The following is a 15,168-nucleotide window of genomic DNA, read 5'->3' as shown; positions in this document are numbered from 1 at the left end:
AGGCGGCGTCAGGAGGTGCGGCGGCGGCGCGCCTGCCAGACGGCACCGCCGGCCAGCACGGCGATCAGCGCGCCACCGGCGATCAGGCCGACGTCCGGGCCGGAGTCCGAGCCGCCGCCGCCGGACGGGCCGGCCGGCTTGGCAGCCGACCCGAGCTGGTCGGCGCACCCGGCCTTCGGGAAGCCCGCGATGGCGCAGAGCAGGCCGTTGGCGTCGTAGCGCAGCGGCGGGGCGACGGCGGCCAGCACCTCGGCCGAGGTGGCGTTCGAGACGACGCTGGCGCACGCGCTCCGCTGCTCGGGCGGAGCCTCGGTGGAACCGGAGCCGGAACCGGAAGCGGAACTGGAACCGGAAGCGGAACTGGAACCGGAACCCGAGTCCGAGTCGGAACCCGAGCCCGAGCCGGAGTCGGCGGCGGTGCCGAAGTCCAGCACGACGGCGACCCGCTTACGGCCCGCCTGCGCGGGCGTGTCCGCGCAGAGGGCGGCGAAGTCGCCCGCCGCCCGGGGCTGCGCGGCCTGCTGCCCGCCGTCCGGACTCACCGCGAACCGCCACCCGTCGACGGCCCCGTCCGGTGGCACGGCGACGGCCGGCCCCTGCTGCTGGTACAGCCACCCGTCGCCGGTGCCACGCCAGAACGACCAGTACCGGTACCCCGTCGCCGCCTCCGCCGGCGTCCCCGCGACCAGCAGGAGCACCGCACCGAGCAGCGGGACGAGAGCACGGCGGCCACAGCGGCGGGCCAGGCGCGCGGGTCGGGGTGTCACAGCCTCTGGCCGCGCTTGCGCTGGAGGCTGAGGAGGAGGCCGCCGCCGAGGCCGATGAGGAGGCCGACGATGATCGGCCAGTACTGGCCGATGCCGTCGTCCTTCTTGGACGCCGCCGTCGTCGGTGCGGGGCTGGCGGTGGCCTTGGGTGCCGGGCCGAGGGCGGTGAGCTGGGCGGTCAGCGGGGCGGTGTCGCGCTGGGCGGCCTGGGTGACGAGCAGGAGGCTGGCGGTGGCGGCGGCGTCGGTGCCGCCCTTGGTCCAGCCGGCGCCTTCCTTGGCGAGCCAGTCGACGGCGCCGGTGGCCTGCTGGGGGTGGCCGCTCTGGATGAGGCCGAGGGCGGCCCAGGCGGTGGCGTTGTAGTCGGGGGTGGGGGCGGCGCCGGGGGTGGTGAGGGTGAGGTGGTTGCCGCCCGCGGCGAGCTGGGCGGTGAGGTACGCCCCGGCGGCCTCGCCGGAGTCGGCGTGCGCGACCGGAGCAGCCGTGGCGGAGGTGGCGGCGGAGTCGCAGCCGAGGGCCTTGGGGGCGGCGTCGGTGCGGGCGGTGGTGGCGACCGGGAGGTGGCCGCCGGCGGCGGCGAGCGAGGCCTGGGCGCTGGCGAGGGTGTTGGGGGCGAGCGCACCGGAGGACGGGTCGGGCTGGTAGGCGAAGGCGCCGCGCTGGTCGGCGGGGGCGGCGCAGCCGAGCTGGAAGAGGGCGAGCCCGTCGAAGGCGTTCCTGCCCGCCTTGGCGACGCCGGCCGGGTCGGTCCTGGCGGCGAAGAGGGCGTTCACGGCGAGGCCGGTGGAGTTGGCGTCGCCGGGGCTGCCGGGGTTGTAGGGCCAGCTGCCGTCGGCGTTCTGGGTGGCCTTGAGCCACTGGACGCCCTTGTCGACGGCTTCCTGGTGCCCGCCGAGGGCGACGAGGGCCTGGACGGCGACGGCGGTGGCGTTGCTGTCCTCGGTCTTGGGGTCGCAGGCGGCGCCGGCGGCCCGGAAGGAGGGCCAGCCGCCGTCCTCGCACTGCTGTCCGGTGAGCCAGCCGACGGCGGAGTCGGCCGGGGTGGTTTTGGCCGCCGCGAGCGCGGTGAGCGCGAGGGACTGCCGCCAGACGCCGTCGTACGTCGGGTCGCCCTTGCCGTAGAGGCCGTCGGGGACGGCGGCGGGGGTGGGCGCGGGGCTGTCGGCGAGGGCCGGTCCGGCGGTGGCGCCGGCGAGGAGTGCGGCGGACAGGGCGGCGGCGCCCAGGCGGGCGGCGGTGAGCATGGTGGAGGTGTGCCTTTCGGTGAGCGGTGGTGGCCCGGCGGGGCCGTTCCGTAGTCCTCGACGGTGCCGGGCGGTGCGCGTGGCGGGCCCGGGCTGGCCGCTCGCCCCTCCACGGGCGGTCCGACTCGCCCGGGCCGTCGCGGGGGCCGGGCTCACGGTTGCGGGGTCAGCGCCGGATTCGCACCGGCTTCCCCCGGGGGAGGGACGGGATGAAGTTGTGCTGTCCGTCGACTCTAACCGCCGGGGGCGGTCGGCCCCTCCTGCCCGGGCAGGAACAGGTTCCAGTCAGGGCGGGGTCAGGGCAGGGTGAGCAGCCGGGCCGCGGTGTGCAGGTCGGCCCGGACCTCGGCGATCGAGGCGCGGCCGGAGAGCCAGGCGACCAGGGCGGAGTGCCAGGTGTGCTCGATCACCCGGACGGCCGCGCGCTGGCTCTCACTGGGTGGCCCGGACTGGCCGATGGCGTCCAGGATGAGTTGGCCGGTGGCGGTGCTGACCTGGTCCACCTCGGCGCCGACGGAGCGGTCCGCGAAGGACAGCGCCCGGACCATCGCCTCGGCGAGCAGCGGTTCGCGCTGGAGCGCGTGGAAGGCGCGGGTGAGCGTGTCGGCGACGCGCGGGGCCGGTTCGGGGTCGGTCGGCGGGTGGCGCCGGATGTGCTCCTGGAGGCCCTGCAACTGCTCCAGCATGACCGCGACCAGCAGGTGCACCTTGGACGGGAAGTACCGGTAGAGCGTGCCGAGGGCGACCTGCGCGGTCTCCGCGACCTCCCGCATCTGCACCGCCTCGTACCCGCCGCGGGCGGCCAGGGCGGTGGCGGCCCGCAGGATCCGGCGCCGGCGTTCGGCCTGGCGGGCGGTCAGCGGCGGCTCGCCCGGCTGCGCGGGGGGCGGGGTGGTGGGGCTCGTGGAGGTGGTCGGCGGCGGCAAGGAGTGCTCCCGGGGCGCGTGGGTGGCGGCGTGCTCCACAAGGTCGGCAGGGTCGGCGTGGCGGGAATCACCAGCCCTGGCTCCTGAGGGAAAGCTACGGGCCGGTATCTTCGAGGTCTCTCATTGTTCACATGGTCGATGACGAGTTCCACAGCCACTGAAACCTGATCTACTTTAGCGACCGGCGGCAGCGCCGTCGCCAACGTAGAGACAGCAGCAGCACAGGAATAGCAGCTAGAGATGAGGGCCCGAGGATGACCGCGCAGCCGCTGCGGATTGCCCTGCTGTCGTACCGCGGGGACCCCTTCTGCGGCGGTCAGGGCGTGTACGTGCGCCACCTCTCCCGTGAGCTGGCCAGGCTCGGCCACCACGTGGACGTGATCGGTGCCCAGCCGTACCCGGTGCTGGACGAGGTCGACGGCCCCGGTTCGGTGCGCCTGGTCGAGCTGCCCAGCCTGGACCTCTACCGCGCCGAGGACCCGTTCCGCACGCCCGCCCGCGGCGAGTTCCGCAGCCCGGTGGACGTGCTGGAGTTCGCCACCATGCGCACCGGCGGCTTCCCCGAGCCGCTGACCTTCTCGCTGCGCGCCCGCCAGTACCTGGCCCGGCACAAGGGCCGCTACGACGTGGTGCACGACAACCAGACGCTCGGCTACGGCCTGCTCGGCCTGGCCCGGCACGGCTTCCCGCTGGTCACCACGATCCATCACCCGATCACCGTGGACCGGCAGTTGGAGCTGGACGCGGCCACCACCCGGGTCAAGCGGCTGTCGCTGCGCCGCTGGTACGCCTTCACCCGGATGCAGCGCCGGGTCGCCGCCCGGCTGGACCACGTGATCACCGTCTCCGGCACCTCGCAGCGCGAGATCGCCGAGCACCTGGGCGCCGCGCCGGGCGCGATCTCGGTGGTGCCGATCGGCGCCGACACCCGGCTCTGGTCGCCCTCCGAGGAGATCGCCCGCGTCCCCGGACGGATCGTCACCACCTCCAGCGCGGACGTCCCGCTCAAGGGCCTGGTGTTCCTGGTCGAGGCGCTGGCGAAGGTGCGCACCGAGCGCCCCGCGCACCTGGTGGTGGTCGGCAAGCCGCAGAAGGAGGACGGCCCGGTGGCGGAGGCGGTGCGCCGCTTCGGGCTGGCGGACCACATCGAGTTCCGCAGCGGCCTGACCGACCAGGAGCTGGTCGACCTCTACCGCTCGGCCGAGGTGGCCTGCGTGCCGTCGCTGTACGAGGGCTTCTCGCTGCCCGCCGCCGAGGCGATGGCCACCGGCACCCCGCTGGTCGCCACCACAGGTGGCGCGATCCCCGAGGTGGCCGGGCCGGACGGGGAGACCTGCCTGGCCGTGCCGCCGGGGGAGCCGGACCGGCTGGCGGCGGCGCTCGGCCGGCTGCTGGACGACCCGCGGCTGCGCGCCCGGCTCGGCGCGGCCGGCCGGGAGCGGGTGTTGGCCCGGTTCACCTGGGCGCGGGCCGCCGAGCTGACCGCCGACGCCTACCGGGCGGCGATCGCCACCGGGGCCGGCGCCCGGGCCCGCTCCGGGCCGGGCTGGCGGTACGTGCCCTGAGTCGCTCCGGCCGCCCTGCGCGGCGCCCGCCCGGCGGCCCCGGCCGCCCGGTGCGGAGCGGTAGCGGATCGAACTGACGCGGCGTCAAGTCCGCTTGGTAGCAAAAGGAATGGGAGCCCTGCAGTGCTGACCGTCGATTTCTCGCGCTTCCCGCTCGCCCCCGGCGACCGGGTGCTCGACCTGGGCTGCGGCGGGGGCCGGCACGCGTTCGAGTGCTACCGCCGCGGCGCCAACGTGATCGCCCTCGACCAGAACGCCGAGGAGATCGCCGAGGTCCAGAAGTGGTTCGCCGCGATGGAGCAGGCCGGTGAGGCCCCGGAGGGCGCGTCGGCGGTCGCGATGGAGGGCAACGCGCTGGCGCTGCCGTTCGAGGACGACTACTTCGACAAGATCATCATCTCCGAGGTGATGGAGCACATACCCGACGACAAGGGCGTGCTCAACGAGATGTTCCGGGTGCTCAAGCCGGGCGGGCTGCTCGCCGTCACCGTGCCGCGCTGGCTGCCCGAGAAGATCTGCTGGACGCTGTCCGACGAGTACCACGAGGTCGAGGGCGGCCACATCCGGATCTACCGGGGCGACGAACTGCTCGGCAAGCTCAAGGACGCCGGCCTGGAGCCCTACGGCACCCACCACGCGCACGCGCTGCACTCGCCGTACTGGTGGATCAAGTGCGCGGTCGGCGTGAACAACGACAAGGCACTGCCGGTCAAGGCCTACCACCAGCTGCTGGTCTGGGACATCGTCGGCACCCCGGTGATCAGCACCCTCACCAAGGCCGCCGAACGGGCGCTCAACCCGGTCATCGGCAAGAGCTTCGTCGCCTACGCGTCCAAGCCGCGGCGGACCGAGCCCGGGCGCGTGGACGCATGACCGCCGCCGTCCCCGAGGCACTGCTGCTCGACGGGGTGCTCGACGCCGAGCAGGCCGCCGGCACCGTCCGCAGCATCCTGGCCGAACAGCTCCCCGACGGCGCCATACCCTGGTTCGCCGGCCACCACCTCGACCCGTGGGACCACACCGAGGCCGCCATGGCCCTCGACACCGCCGGCGAGCACGCCGCCGCCGAGGCCGCCTACCGCTGGCTCGCCGCCACCCAGAACCCGGACGGCTCCTGGTACGCCGCCTACACCGACGGCGCCGTCACCGACCGGGCCAAGGAGACCAACTTCTGCGCCTACGTGGCCGTCGGCGTCTGGCACCACCACCTCAGCGCCGGCGACGACGCCTTCCTGGACTGGATCTGGCCCGTCGTCCGGCGCGCCCTGGACTTCATCGTCGGCCAGCGGCTGCCCGGCGGCCCGATCGCCTGGCGCCTCGACGAGGACGGCACCGCCACCGACGAGGCGCTGCTCACCGGCTCGTCCAGCATGCTGCACGCGCTGCGCTGCGGGCTGGCCATCGCCGAGTACCTGGAGGAGCCGCAGCCCGATTGGGAGCTCGCCGCCGGCCGGCTGGGGCACGCCATCACCCACCACCCCGAGCGGTTCCTCGACAAGGGCCGCTACTCGATGGACTGGTACTACCCGGTGCTCGGCACCGGACTGCGCGGCGACGCGGCGCTGGAACGGATCGACCGGGACTGGGACCGCTTCGTCGTCCCCGGCCTCGGCGTGCGCTGCGTCAGCGACCGCCCGTGGGTGACCGGCGGCGAGAGCGCCGAACTCGCCCTCGCGCTCTGGGCGATCGGCCGTTCCGACCGCGCCGTGGAGATCCTGCGCTGGATCCAGAAGCACCTGCGGCACGAGGACGGCTCCTACTGGACCGGGTACGTCTTCGAGGACGACGCCGTCTGGCCGGAGGAGCGCACCACCTGGACGGCCGGCGCACTGCTGCTCGCGGTCGCCGCGCTCGGCGGCGACCCGGCGACGGTCGCGGTCTTCGGCGGGGAGCAGCTGCCCGCCGGGCTGGTGGTCCAGGACTGCTGCTGAGGCCCGTAGCCGTGGCCGATGCCGGTACGGACGGCTGAGGCCCGTACGACTGCTGAGGCCCGTACGACGGTTGAGGCCCGTACGGGCAACGCGAAGGGGTGGGGCCGGAGAGATCCGGTCCCACCCCTTCGTCGTACTGGCGGGGGCGTCAGCCGCGCTGGATGCCCGAGGTGTCGGCCAGCAGGCCGACGGTGCCGTCCTGCAGCTGGGCGACCAGCGCGCTGCCGCGCTGCTCGACCGCCAGGTACCAGGTGCCGGGCACCAGCTCGCCGACGGGGGCGCCCGCCGGGTTGTCCTTCGACGCCAGCGAGCGCGGGGCCGGGACGGCGAACCAGAACGGTGCGAAGTCGGCCGCCGGGGCGGCCGGGGTCGGCTGCGGCTGCGCGGCCGGGACAGGCTGCGGGGCAGCGGCCGCGTCCTGCGGCTGACCGGCCTGCACCGGCTGCGGCTGGCCGGCCGCCGGGTAGCCGTAGCCACCGGGCTGGGCGCCGTACGCCGGGGCCTGGTTCGGGTCCTGGCCCGGGGCCGGGTAGCCGTACTGGCCGGGCTGCGCCGGCTGGCCGGGCTGGCCCGGGGCCGGGTAGCCGCCCTGGTAGGGGACGGCCGCCGGACGGTCGGCGACCAGCGGGGCCTTCAGCGCGGGCACCATCGGCGCGGCCGCGGCCGCACCGGCCAGCACGATCAGCGCGATGAGGCCGAGCCAGGCGCCGAAGCCGTGCCCGAAGCTGCCGCCGGCCGGGCCGCCGGCCAGCGACCACAGCGCCGTCCACAGCGCGACGACGGCGAAGGCGATGCCCCACTGGTCCAGCCGCAGGCCGAGCACCTGGCGCCCGGCCGCGGCCTCGCCCTGGAAGCGGTGCAGCAGGATCAGCACCGCGGCGGCGATGCCGAGCAGGTAGATCGACGGCAGGATGGGGAACAACTGGGTGCTCCACGCGTTCTGCGACGTGTCGCCGCAGTACCGGCCGGTGCAGTCCACCGTCCAGTAGGGCAGGAAGGAGGCGATGAAGAGCAGGACGGCCGCGCCGGCGACGGCGGCGTCTCCCCTGGTGAGAGCGCGCAGATTCACTAACGTTCCCCTCGTTGACGTGTCGTGGACGGCGGTTCGTGCGGTCGGGCTGACCGGCCGAAACTCCCGAACGGACCAGAAGCCTAGGCCCAACCGCACCGCCGGTGCACGGCGGGACCGGGAATGGGGCGAAGTCGTTGCCAAAGGCGCGACCCGGGCGGTGCGCACGCCGTCCGCCGCCCCGGCCCAACTCCCTTACCGGGTGGTCAGATACGCCGTCAGCGCGTCGGCGATCCCCTGGGCCGCCCGCTGCCGCCACTGAGGATCCGTCATCCGTTTGGCGTCCACCGGGTTGCGCATGTTACCGCACTCGATGAACACCTTCGGCACCGTGGACAGGTTCAGGCCGCCCAGGTCGGAGCGGGTGTCCAGGCCGTCGCTCGCGGTGTAGTCCGCGTACGGCTCGCCCGTCGCGGCGCGGAAGTGCTCGCGCAGCAGCAGGCCGAGCCGGCGCGAGGGCTCGACGATCGCCGCGTTGTCCGCCTTCCCGGCCGCCACCTTCGCCGGGAGGATCACGTGGAACCCGCTGCCGCCCGCCGGACCGCCGTCCCCGTGCACCGACAGCGCCACGTCGGCGTGCGCGTCGGCGCCGGCCCGGGCGCGCTCGTCGATGCAGGGGCCCCACGGGCGGTCGCCGTCCTGCGCCAGCACCACCGTCGCGCCGCGGGCGGCCAGGATGGCGCGGGCCCGGTGGGAGACGTCCAGGGCGTACTCGGCCTCGGTGTAGCCGGAGTTGGTCTCGGTGCCGGTGGTGTCGCACTGCTTGCGGGAGTTGCCGATGTCGACCAGGCGGTTGATCTCGGCGGTGTGCGCGGAGTTGCCGGGGTTGTGGCCGGGGTCGAGCAGGATGGTGCGGCCGGTGAGCGCGGTGGGGGAGACCGGGGTGTCCGACGGGGCGGGCGTGTTCGGCGGGGCGGGCGTCGTCGGGGTCGTCGGCGTCTGGACCGGGGTTCCCGGTGCGGTGGCTTCCGGGGTGGTGGCTTCCGGTGCGGTGGCTTCCGGTGTGGCGGTGCCCGGCGTGGCGGTTCCGGTCGGGGAGGTGGCCGGCGCGGCGGTGCCGCCCACCGCGGCGGAGTGGCCGAGGGACTGCCAGCCCAGCCAGCCCGCCAGGCAGAGCGGAACGGCCGCGCCCACCGCCGTGGTGGCGCGCAGCAGGGTGGAACGGCGGGGCGGGCGGGAGTTCGGGCCGGTCACGGGTGGATCAGATCCTGTCCTGGGTGCGCGGGGTGAGGCCGTACGTGTCGGCGATCGGCTTCCACTTGCCCGCGAAGTCCTTCTTCGCCTGGGTGGCCTGCGGGTTGAGCTCGTCGGCCCGCTTCTTGTCGGCGGTGTTCGGGGCCGAGCCCGAGCAGCCCTGGCCGGCGACCGCCCGCGCCCAGTTCGCGTACGCCCGGTCGATGTCGGCCGACAGCTGCCAGGCGGACTTCAGCGACGCCATCGCGTCCGCGCCGCCCGGCACGTCGGAGGCGCTCAGCCCGGCGAGCTTGCGCAGCAGTCCGTCGCGCTGCTTGGCGCCGTTGTCGAACACCTGCGCCGCGCTCTCGATGTCGGCCTTCGCCGGGCAGCTGCTCACCTTGGCGACCGCGCTGCCGATCGGGGCCTTCGCGCTCTCGCCCTCGGTGAGCAGGCCGTCCAGGGCCTGCGCCTGCGTCTTGGCGTTGGCGCCGGCACCGCTCGCGGTCGGGGACGGCGCCGCGGCGGACGAGGCCGGGTCGGTGGCGCCGTTCGGCGCGGCGTCCGTACCGGTGGGCGCCGGGCCCGCCGACGGGTTCCCGGTGGACGTCGCGGAGGCGGACGGCGGGGCGGGCGAGGCCTGGTCCTTCTTGTCGCCGCTGTTCCGGGCGGCCACCAGCAGGCCGCCGCCGACCGCCACCACCAGGAGCAGCGCGAAGCCGATCAGCAGCGGCGCCTTCCGGTTGCTCGGGCGGTCCTCGTCGTCCAGGTCCTCGTAGCCGACGGGGTGGTCGGCGGGGTAGGCGGCGGGGTAGTCGGGCTGTCCCTGGTACGGGACGTACGGGGGCTGCTGCGGGCCGGCGGGCGGCTGCGGCGGGTACACGTAGCCGGGGCCGGGGGCCTCGCCGGACACGTAGCCGGGGCCCGGGGTCTGCGCGGACGCGCGGGAGGGGAACGGCGCCGGCGGCGGCACGGACGGCGGCTGCGGGGCGGCCAGGTACGGGCGGGCGCCCAGCGGCGGGCCCTGGTCCCCGACGGCGCCGGCGGCGGGCTGAGCGGGGGCGGGCTGCGCCGGGTTCGGCTGCGCCGGGGTGGGCTCGGCGGGTCGCTGCGGGCCGCGCACCCAGCCGCCCGCGCCGCCGCGCGCGGTGGGGTCCCAGACTGCCGGAGCGGTGTTGTGCTGGTCCGTCATGTGCCGCTAGCCCCCACCGTTAGCCCCCACCGTCCGCCGATGCTCTGCCTGGTGCTGCGCGGACACCGTACCGTTCGAACCTCCGCCCGACAGCTCCGGCACGACGTTAGAGCATCCGTGCAGGGCTGTGGGGCCGCTCGGCGGATCGGCCGGCGGACCGGGCGGTGGGCGGCTAGGGCGGGCGGCTAGCTCGCGGCGGTCCGGCGCAGGACGCGCAGCGAGCCCGTCACCGAGACCTCCTCGAAGCCCTCGGCCAGCGCCCGCAGGTACACCCGGTACGGGGCCTGGCCGCCGTCCGCCGGGTCCGGGAACACGTCGTGCACCACCAGCAGCCCGTCCGGCGCCAGGTGCGGGGCCCAGCCCTCGTAGTCGCCGGTCGCGTGCTCGTCGGTGTGCCCGCCGTCGATGAACACCAGGGCCAGCGGCCGCCCCCACAGCGCCGCGATCCGCGGCGAGCGGCCCACCAGGGCCACCACGTGCTCCTCCAGCCCGGCGGCGTGCAGCGTCCGGCGGAACCGTGGCAGGGTGTCCATCAGCCCCACCTCCGGGTCCACCAGCGTCGGGTCGTGGTACTCCCAGCCGGGCTGCTGCTCCTCCGAGCCGCGGTGGTGGTCCACCGTCAGCGCGGTCGTCCCGGCCTCCCGGGCGGCCGCCGCCAGCAGGACCGCCGAGCGGCCGCAGTAGGTGCCGATCTCCAGCAGCGGCAGACCGGTGCGCCGCGCCGCCGTCACCGCCGCCGCGTACAGCGCCAGCCCCTCGTCCACCGGCATGAACCCGGTGGCCGCCTCGAACGCCGCCAGCACCTCGGCCGCCGGGCGGACACTCTCCAGCAGGTCGGACATGACGGTGCTCCTCGGGCTCGGGACGTGCGCGAACGCGTTCGACCCGGACCCTACTCGACGGTAGAGGGGTGGACCACAGCGGCCCTGGAACGTGTTCTAGTCGGGTCGGGTCGCCCGTGTCAGAATCGGGCCCGACCGTGGAAACCGAGCACACGAGGCACACCGGGAGCAGCCCCATGCGCGCAGCCGTCCTGCACAAGACCGGCCAGGAGACCCTCGACGTCCGGGAGGACGTGACGGCCGTCGGCTTCGGGCCGGGCGCCGTACGGGTCCGGATGCGCGCCGCCAGCCTCTGCCACTCCGACCTCTCGGCGATGAGCGGCGTCCTGCCGCAGCCCGCGCCGTTCGTCCCCGGGCACGAGGGGGCCGGGGAGGTCGTGGAGGTCGGTGAGGGCGTGACCGGCCTCGCCCCCGGCGACCGCGTGGTGCTCTGCTGGATGGCGCCCTGCGGCCGCTGCGCGCACTGCGAGCGGGGCCGCGGCCACCTGTGCATCGCCAGCCTGCGGCGGCTCGGCGCGCCCGGCTTCCGCTTCGAGAACGGCGGCGCGGCGGTCGAGGCCTCCGGGTTCTACGGCACCGGGGCGTTCGCCGAGGAGGTCGTGGTCGCCGCGGACGCCGTCATCAAGGTGCCCGCCGACCTGCCGTACGAGGCCGCCGCGCTGATCGGCTGCGGGGTGACCACGGGCGTCGGCGCCGCCGTCAACACCGCCCGGGTCGAACCCGGCGCCTCCGTCGCGGTGATCGGCGCGGGCGGGGTCGGGGTCGCCGCCGTGCAGGGCGCCCGGGTCTGCGGCGCCGCCCGGATCACCGTCGTCGACCCGGTCGTCTCGCGCCGCGAGCGGGCACTGGCCTTCGGTGCGACCGAGGCGATCGCCCCCGAGGACCTCAAGGCGACGGCGAAGGGCCTGCCCGGCGGCGGCTTCGACTACGTCTTCGAGGCCGTCGGCCGGTCCGCGACCGTCCGGGCCGGCTACGACGCGGCCCGGCGCGGCGGCGCGGTCGTGGTGATCGGCGCCGGCGCGCAGGACGACCTCGCGCAGTTCACCATGGGCGAGCTGTTCTTCAACGAGAAGCGCCTGCTGCCCTCGCTCTACGGCGGGGCGCCGGTGGCCCGCACCATCGCCCTGGTCGTCGACCTGTGGCGGGCCGGGCGGATCGACCTCGACGGCATGATCAGCCACCGCGTCGACCTGTCGGACGTCAACGAGGCGATCGCCCAGATGCGCAGCGGCGAGGCGCTGCGGACGGTCGTGACGCTGGGGCGCTGAGCCGCGCGCCCTCCCCGAACCCAGGACCCCGAACCCGGGACCCCGAACCCAGGACCCGGGACGCGACGAGGGCCCGCCGGGGGGTGCTCCCCCCGACGGGCCCTCCCGGTGCGGGTGTGCTCAGCCCCGGTCCGCCGCGGCGCGGTGCCGGCCGTGCGGGTCGGCCTCGGGCTTGTCGTCGGCGGCGGACCGGCCCCGGTGCCGGCCGTGCGACGAGGCGTCCCAGGCGGTGCTCTCGTCGGCGTCGGTCCCGTTGGCCGTGGGTCCGGTGGTGTCGGTGAGGGTGTCGGACATCAGAAATCGTCTTTTCCGTGCGGAGGGTGCAGGTCATCGGCGCCCGGCCGGCGCTTGGCGGCGCGCGGTCGGGTCCCCGATCGGGCGCTCGGTACGCGCCACAGCCGGTGATCGCGGCCCGTGCCCCGGCCACCATAACGGCCGGAACGGACGAGATCCTATCGAGATCATGACGCGCGACCTGCCGTCGAACCCAGCCAGTGACCGACCAACTCGCGGTACAGCGGGGACAGCACCTGAAGATCGCCGTGCCGGGCGAGCACCCCCCGCCCGCCGTCCAGCAGCAGCACCCGGTCCGCGCGCAGGGCCGAACTGATCCGGTGCGCGACCACGACGAGAGTCCCGGGCCGGGCGGCGAACGCCCGCTCGACCCGCTCCTCCGTACGAGGGTCCAGGTGGCAGGTCGCCTCGTCCAGCACCACGACCGGTGCCGGCGACAGATACGTCCGCACCAGCGCGAGCAACTGCCGCTCCCCGCCCGACAACACGCCCGGATCGCGCAGGACGGCCTCCGGGCCACCCAGCCGCGCGACCAGCCGATCAGCCCCCAGCAAGCGGACGGCACGGGCGAGTTGCTCCTCCGTGGCCTCCGGGGAGAGCCAGGTCAGGTTGGACCGCACCGGCCCCGGAAACACGTACGCCTCCTGCGGCACCAGCGCCACCAGCCGCGCCCGCGCCGCCCCCGCCAGCCCGTCCGGTCGCACCCCGCCCACCGACACGGCCCCGCCCGTCGGCGCCAGCACCCCGGCCAGCAGGGCCGCCAGCGTCGACTTCCCCGCCCCGCTCACCCCCACCACGGCCACGTGCTCCCCGGGCCCGAACCCGAACTCCAGGCCCTCCAGCACCGGCGCCCCGGCCCCGCCGTGCCCGAACCCCAACCCGCTGACCCGCACCTCCGGCTCCTGCCCCGGGGCTCTCCCGGGCAGCGCGCCGGGGGCGGCGTCCGCCAGGGGGGCGCTCGTGGTGGCGGCCAGGCGGTCCAGGACGACGGCGAGGTTGAGCAGCCAGCCGCCGACCGTACCCGCCAACGTCCTGACCGCCGGGTCGAGTTGCTGCAGCAGATAGGTCGCGACGCCGAGCAGTTCGCCGGGGGTCAGGGCCTCGCGGGCGAGCAGCCACGGCGCGGCGGCGAGGACGGCCAGGACGGGCAGCCGGCCGCCGAGGGCCACGACCAGCGCGCGCAGGGCCGAAGCCCGGCCCAGGGCGCGGGCGGCGGCGGCGCTCGCCCGGGCGGCCCCGGTCAGCGCCTCGGCGACCTGCTCCCGGGTGCCCGTGGCCTGCACGTCGCGCAACCCGTGCAGCGCCCGCCCCGCCTCGGCAGCCAGCTGCTCCTCGGCGAGCACGACCGCCCTCCGCCGCGCCACCAGCGGGCGCAGCAGACGGAAGAAGAGGAACCCGGCGGCGAGCAGCGGCAGCAGGACCAGCGGCAGGACGGCGGGCGCCAGCAGCGCCAGGCCGACCAGGGCGGCGACCAGGGTGACCCCGACGCCGCGCAGGGTGCGCAGCAGGGTGGCGGTCAACTGCCGTGCGGACTCCACCTGTTCGGTGAGCCGGGCGACCTCGGCCGGATCCGCCGACGGTCGGGCGAGCGCGCTGTGGACCACCCGCTCGACCAGGGCGTCCCGCAACGGCTCCACCACCCCCGCCAGGTGCGGGAACCCGGCCCGCGCCGCGTACGCCCGGACGGCCATCGCGGCGCCGAACCCGGCCAGCCAGGCCACCCCGGCCCCCGGCCGCCCGGCCAGGAACCCCTGGTCGACGGCGGCCGAGACGAACAGCCCGGACAGCAGCGGCGGCAGCGCCTCCACCCCGGACCAGCCGAGCAGCCGGAGCAGTGGCCCGCGGGTGACGGCCAGTTGCCGGAACAGCAGCGCCCATCCGGGGGAGGCGGACGCGGGAAGTCGGCGCCGCCGACTTCCGGTGCCGGGCATTCGGCCCGCGCCGGGCCGGCGCCGACGTCTCGGGCCGGGTGGCGCCGGGGTGGCTGGGTGCACAGGAAGTCGATCGGGCCGACTTCCTGCGCCGCCGTCGGACGGGGCGCGGTGACGGGCCATCAGGCGGAGGCCGTCTGGAGGGCGGTGTCCGACAGGGCGGCGCGGTAGTCGGGGTCGGCGAGGAGGGCGGTGTGCGGGGCGAGGCCGCGCAGGCGGCCGGCGTCGAGCCAGGCGACGAGGTCGGCGCGGGCGGCGACCCCGGCGCGGTGGGCGACCACCAGCCGGGTGCGGCCGAGGGTGGCGCGGTCGAGAGCCTCGCTGACCTGGTACTCGGTGGCGAGGTCCAGTCCCGAGGTGGCGTCGTCGAGGACGACGACCCGGGCGGGCCGGGCCAGGAGCCGGGCCAGGCCGAGGCGTTGCAGTTCGCCGCCGGAGAGCCGGAGTTCGTCGAGCGGGGTGTCCCAGCCCCGGGGCAGCCGCTGGAGGAAGCCGTCCGCGCGGGCGGCCGCCGCCTCGGCTGGGCCGGCGCCGGCCAGCGCGTCGCGGACCGTACGGCCGACCAGGGCGGGCCGGGCGAAGGCGTAGCCGACCGCGTGCCGCAGTTCGGCCGGGGCCAGCGCGTCCACCGGGACGCCGTCGATCAGTACGGCGCCCTCGTCGGGGTCGAGCAGCCGCCCGGGCAGCGCGGCCAGCAGGGACTTGCCGGAGCCGGAGCGCCCCACCAGCGCGACCGTGCGGCCGCCGGGGATCGTCAGGTCGAGCGGGCCGAGCAGCACCCGGTCGCCGTCGCGCACCACCACGCCGCGCAGGACGACCTCCCCGTAGCCGCCGACGGGGAGGGCCGGGGGCGCGCCGGCGGGGGGGGGGGGGGGGCGGCGGCCGGCGCGGGCGGGGGGGCGCGGCGCGGCCCCGCCGCCCCCCCCCCGGGCCCGCGCCCCCCCCCCCCCCCCCGCGCCGCCCCCC

The 15,168-nt window shown here is 76.1% G+C and carries 14 protein-coding genes and 1 riboswitch; of the genes, 4 read left to right on the top strand and 10 right to left on the bottom strand.

Annotation, left to right across the window (positions count from 1 at the left end; all coding sequences use genetic code 11):
* Positions 1-8: 8 nt before the first annotated feature.
* The 3 genes from ACFV61_RS09800 to ACFV61_RS09790 form a co-directional block, all read right to left on the bottom strand.
* Complete coding sequence (locus ACFV61_RS09800) at positions 9-767, bottom strand: SCO2322 family protein (protein WP_380490965.1); 759 nt, start codon at positions 765-767, stop codon at positions 9-11.
* Positions 764-2,011 carry a prenyltransferase/squalene oxidase repeat-containing protein gene (locus ACFV61_RS09795; RefSeq protein WP_380490963.1) on the bottom strand — a complete coding sequence of 416 codons (1,248 nt, stop codon included), beginning with the start codon at positions 2,009-2,011 and terminating at the stop codon, positions 764-766. Before ACFV61_RS09795 ends, ACFV61_RS09800 begins: the two co-directional genes overlap by 4 nt.
* A 117-nt stretch (positions 2,012-2,128) precedes the next feature.
* Positions 2,129-2,204: riboswitch (cobalamin riboswitch) on the bottom strand.
* A 103-nt stretch (positions 2,205-2,307) separates the two neighbouring features.
* The gene (locus ACFV61_RS09790; RefSeq protein ID WP_063351068.1) at positions 2,308-2,937 is read right to left on the bottom strand and encodes a TetR family transcriptional regulator; all 630 of its coding nucleotides are present in this window, start codon (positions 2,935-2,937) and stop codon (positions 2,308-2,310) included.
* Positions 2,938-3,191: 254 nt separating this feature from the next.
* On the opposite strand from ACFV61_RS09790, the gene ACFV61_RS09785 reads away from it, so the two are divergent.
* From ACFV61_RS09785 to ACFV61_RS09775, 3 genes are all read left to right on the top strand, one after another.
* Positions 3,192-4,502, top strand: a complete 1,311-nt coding sequence (locus tag ACFV61_RS09785) for a glycosyltransferase family 4 protein (RefSeq protein ID WP_079135554.1) — start codon at positions 3,192-3,194, stop codon at positions 4,500-4,502.
* Between the two features lie 123 nt (positions 4,503-4,625).
* Positions 4,626-5,375 carry a methyltransferase domain-containing protein gene (locus ACFV61_RS09780; protein WP_363372252.1) on the top strand — a complete coding sequence of 250 codons (750 nt, stop codon included), beginning with the start codon at positions 4,626-4,628 and terminating at the stop codon, positions 5,373-5,375.
* Positions 5,372-6,433: a hypothetical protein gene (locus ACFV61_RS09775; protein WP_063347384.1), complete on the top strand. Its 1,062-nt coding sequence runs from the start codon at positions 5,372-5,374 to the stop codon at positions 6,431-6,433. The genes ACFV61_RS09780 and ACFV61_RS09775 overlap by 4 nt, the downstream gene beginning before the upstream one ends.
* A gap of 148 nt (positions 6,434-6,581) precedes the next feature.
* Here ACFV61_RS09775 and ACFV61_RS09770 read toward each other — a convergent pair whose 3' ends face one another.
* The 4 genes from ACFV61_RS09770 to ACFV61_RS09755 all read right to left on the bottom strand — a co-directional run bounded on the left by ACFV61_RS09770 (position 6,582) and on the right by ACFV61_RS09755 (position 10,709).
* Positions 6,582-7,502, bottom strand: a complete 921-nt coding sequence (locus tag ACFV61_RS09770) for a hypothetical protein (protein WP_380490961.1) — start codon at positions 7,500-7,502, stop codon at positions 6,582-6,584.
* Positions 7,503-7,697: 195 nt separating this feature from the next.
* Positions 7,698-8,696 carry an N-acetylmuramoyl-L-alanine amidase gene (locus ACFV61_RS09765; protein WP_380490959.1) on the bottom strand — a complete coding sequence of 333 codons (999 nt, stop codon included), beginning with the start codon at positions 8,694-8,696 and terminating at the stop codon, positions 7,698-7,700.
* Between the two features lie 7 nt (positions 8,697-8,703).
* Positions 8,704-9,867, bottom strand: coding sequence for a hypothetical protein (locus ACFV61_RS09760; RefSeq protein WP_380482114.1), 1,164 nt, complete (start codon positions 9,865-9,867; stop codon positions 8,704-8,706).
* A gap of 185 nt (positions 9,868-10,052) precedes the next feature.
* Complete coding sequence (locus tag ACFV61_RS09755) at positions 10,053-10,709, bottom strand: class I SAM-dependent methyltransferase (RefSeq protein ID WP_380370540.1); 657 nt, start codon at positions 10,707-10,709, stop codon at positions 10,053-10,055.
* Between the two features lie 176 nt (positions 10,710-10,885).
* Here ACFV61_RS09755 and ACFV61_RS09750 point away from each other — a divergent pair, with 176 nt between their 5' ends.
* Positions 10,886-11,977: an alcohol dehydrogenase catalytic domain-containing protein gene (locus ACFV61_RS09750; RefSeq protein WP_380490957.1), complete on the top strand. Its 1,092-nt coding sequence runs from the start codon at positions 10,886-10,888 to the stop codon at positions 11,975-11,977.
* Positions 11,978-12,097: 120 nt separating this feature from the next.
* Here ACFV61_RS09750 and ACFV61_RS09745 read toward each other — a convergent pair whose 3' ends face one another.
* The 3 genes from ACFV61_RS09745 to ACFV61_RS09735 all read right to left on the bottom strand — a co-directional run.
* Complete coding sequence (locus tag ACFV61_RS09745; RefSeq protein ID WP_363372238.1) at positions 12,098-12,271, bottom strand: hypothetical protein; 174 nt, start codon at positions 12,269-12,271, stop codon at positions 12,098-12,100.
* Positions 12,272-12,438: 167 nt separating this feature from the next.
* Complete coding sequence (locus ACFV61_RS09740; protein WP_380490955.1) at positions 12,439-14,202, bottom strand: ATP-binding cassette domain-containing protein; 1,764 nt, start codon at positions 14,200-14,202, stop codon at positions 12,439-12,441.
* A gap of 122 nt (positions 14,203-14,324) precedes the next feature.
* On the bottom strand, positions 14,325-15,168 hold an 844-nt coding region (locus tag ACFV61_RS09735), incomplete at its 5' end, for an ATP-binding cassette domain-containing protein (RefSeq protein WP_380490953.1).

The organism is Kitasatospora sp. NPDC059817, assembly GCF_042731835.1.
Lineage (GTDB): Bacteria > Actinomycetota > Actinomycetes > Streptomycetales > Streptomycetaceae > Kitasatospora.
This window is presented reverse-complemented; position numbering and strand designations above follow the sequence as displayed.

Excerpts from the sequence above, each read along its gene's own strand:
- ACFV61_RS09745 (WP_363372238.1), bottom strand. The coding sequence starts at position 12,271 with ATGTCCGACACCCTCACCGACACCACCGGACCCACGGCCAACGGGACC.
- ACFV61_RS09755 (WP_380370540.1), bottom strand. The coding sequence starts at position 10,709 with ATGTCCGACCTGCTGGAGAGTGTCCGCCCGGCGGCCGAGGTGCTGGCG.
- ACFV61_RS09795 (WP_380490963.1), bottom strand. The coding sequence starts at position 2,011 with ATGCTCACCGCCGCCCGCCTGGGCGCCGCCGCCCTGTCCGCCGCACTC.
- ACFV61_RS09760 (WP_380482114.1), bottom strand. The coding sequence starts at position 9,867 with ATGACGGACCAGCACAACACCGCTCCGGCAGTCTGGGACCCCACCGCG.
- ACFV61_RS09740 (WP_380490955.1), bottom strand. The coding sequence starts at position 14,202 with ATGCCCGGCACCGGAAGTCGGCGGCGCCGACTTCCCGCGTCCGCCTCC.
- ACFV61_RS09750 (WP_380490957.1), top strand. The coding sequence starts at position 10,886 with ATGCGCGCAGCCGTCCTGCACAAGACCGGCCAGGAGACCCTCGACGTC.
- ACFV61_RS09785 (WP_079135554.1), top strand. The coding sequence starts at position 3,192 with ATGACCGCGCAGCCGCTGCGGATTGCCCTGCTGTCGTACCGCGGGGAC.
- ACFV61_RS09775 (WP_063347384.1), top strand. The coding sequence starts at position 5,372 with ATGACCGCCGCCGTCCCCGAGGCACTGCTGCTCGACGGGGTGCTCGAC.